The organism is Acidiphilium sp. JA12-A1 (assembly GCF_000724705.2).
In the GTDB taxonomy this organism is placed as follows: Bacteria; Pseudomonadota; Alphaproteobacteria; order Acetobacterales; family Acetobacteraceae; genus Acidiphilium; species Acidiphilium multivorum.
On sequence record NZ_JFHO01000156.1, the window covers coordinates 1 to 2085 of the forward strand.

At 52.6% G+C, this 2085-nt stretch carries 3 protein-coding genes; 2 read left to right on the plus strand and 1 reads right to left on the minus strand.

Annotated elements, in window-relative coordinates; genetic code table 11:
• Positions 1 to 624: transposase (locus tag RT91_RS18830; protein ID WP_035189242.1), on the plus strand; the 624-nt coding region annotated here is incomplete at its 5' end.
• Positions 557 to 1423: a glycosyltransferase gene (locus RT91_RS20940; protein ID WP_082468664.1), complete on the plus strand. Its 867-nt coding sequence runs from the start codon at positions 557 to 559 to the stop codon at positions 1421 to 1423. The genes RT91_RS18830 and RT91_RS20940, both read left to right, overlap by 68 nt.
• On the opposite strand, the gene RT91_RS18840 is transcribed toward RT91_RS20940, so the two are convergent.
• Positions 1383 to 1778 carry a transposase gene (locus RT91_RS18840; protein ID WP_035189244.1) on the minus strand — a complete coding sequence of 132 codons (396 nt, stop codon included), beginning with the start codon at positions 1776 to 1778 and terminating at the stop codon, positions 1383 to 1385. The two genes, RT91_RS20940 and RT91_RS18840, sit on opposite strands and share 41 nt — an antisense overlap.
• Positions 1779 to 2085: the final 307 nt, after the last annotated feature.

Sequence of the window (2085 nt, forward strand, 5' to 3'; positions counted from 1 at the left end):
GTCGTCATCCATGTGATCCGGCCAAGCCGGGGCGCCAACGTCGTCGCGGAGGTAATGGACGGCCATCGCCCCGCTATCTGGATCTCCGATCTCTATGGCGCCCAGCGCGGTCATGCCGATGACTGGCAGATTTGCCTCGCCCACCAACTCCGGGACTGCAAATTCGCGATCGAGGCGGGTGATACGATCTTCGCACCCAGAATGAAGGCCCTGCTGCTCCGCGCCGTCGTGCTGGCGCGGCGCCATCGCACGCTCGCGGACGCTACAAGACGCGCCTGGCGGCGGCGCCTCGACCATGATCTCGACGCCGTCATGGCGCTCGCCCCGATCAACCACCACGGCAGACGATTGCGCCGACGATACGGCAAGGTTCGTGATCATCTCTTCACCTTCCTCGACCACCCGGATATCGCCGCGGACAACAACGGCTCCGAGCGCGAACTCCGGCCTACCGCGACATATCGCAAGGTCACCGGAGGGTTCCGATCCAACTGGGGCGCCGATTTCTTCGCCAACGTCCGATCCGTCGTCGGGACCGCCGCGCGGCACGGCCTTGATGCCTACACCGCTATCAAAAACGCCGTCACCGGAGCATCACTGCCCATCGCCCCCCTACCGGGTTGAGCAGATACCTAGGAATTGTGGAATATCAAAATGTAGTGGCGAATTGATTGCATTTATTGATAGTGACGATGCTTGGACTACAAATCATCTAAAAGACTCCGTTAAGGCGCTCATCGATAATCCGCAAATAGATTGGGTATGCAGTGATCTTTCTCGTATTGAAATTAAAACTGGAAGGATTGTTGTCAGTTCGAATTTTCATGCAGATGGGAAGAAACCAAAATTTTTTAATTTGAAAAATTATAAAAAGGGAAATGTAAATATAATTAAAGACAAGCGTCTTGTCCGATTTCTACTGAAATATGGCGTAATCGGTCATTTGCCTTGTTCTGTATTACGGAAAACAATATTTGAAGTTTTGCAAATACGTAATTTCAGAATTGGTGAAGATAGATTATTTTCTATTGAAGCTGCAAAACATGGCTTTAATTTTGCATATATTGATAATATACACCTTCATTTTGGTGTTCATGACTCGCATAGCACTGTTGGAAAAAATGAAGAAACACAGAAATATATTGATGTTCATGATGAGTTAGCTAGAATGTATCGATTTATATATAAAAATAAATCTTTTTCTTTTTTAGAAAGAATGTTGGCGCGGAGAGCTCTTAGCCATGAATATTTTTGGGGGCTTGCTTATAACGGGTTGTGGTTAAAAGAAGAAAGAAATTTATCAATTTTTTATTTTTATAAAGCAATTAAAATTTGGCCTTTTTCATTTTTATTTTGGAAGACATTTATTTTTTGGTATCTGCTCAACCCGGTAGGGGGGCGATGGGCAGTGATGCTCCGGTGACGGCGTTTTTGATAGCGGTGTAGGCATCAAGGCCGTGCCGCGCGGCGGTCCCGACGACGGATCGGACGTTGGCGAAGAAATCGGCGCCCCAGTTGGATCGGAACCCTCCGGTGACCTTGCGATATGTCGCGGTAGGCCGGAGTTCGCGCTCGGAGCCGTTGTTGTCCGCGGCGATATCCGGGTGGTCGAGGAAGGTGAAGAGATGATCACGAACCTTGCCGTATCGTCGGCGCAATCGTCTGCCGTGGTGGTTGATCGGGGCGAGCGCCATGACGGCGTCGAGATCATGGTCGAGGCGCCGCCGCCAGGCGCGTCTTGTAGCGTCCGCGAGCGTGCGATGGCGCCGCGCCAGCACGACGGCGCGGAGCAGCRAGGGCCTTCATTCGTGGGTGCGAAGATCGTATCCACCCGCCTCGATCGCGAATTTGCAGTCCCGGAGTTGGGTGGGCGAGGACAAATCTGCCAGTCATCGGCATGACCGCGCGTGGGCGCCATAGAGATCGGAGATCCAGATAGGCGGGGCGATGGCCGTCCATTACCTCCGCGACGACGTTGGCGCCCCGGCTTGGCCGGATCACATGGATGACGACTTCGTCGTTCTGAAATACCCAGTTCCAGTGGGTCCGGCCGTTGATCCGCACCGAGGTTTCGTCGGAGCAGAC

Bases quoted from the DNA above. Each gene is read 5' to 3' on its own strand.
- RT91_RS20940 (WP_082468664.1), top strand. From the start codon at position 557: ATGCCTACACCGCTATCAAAAACGCCGTCACCGGAGCATCACTGCCCA.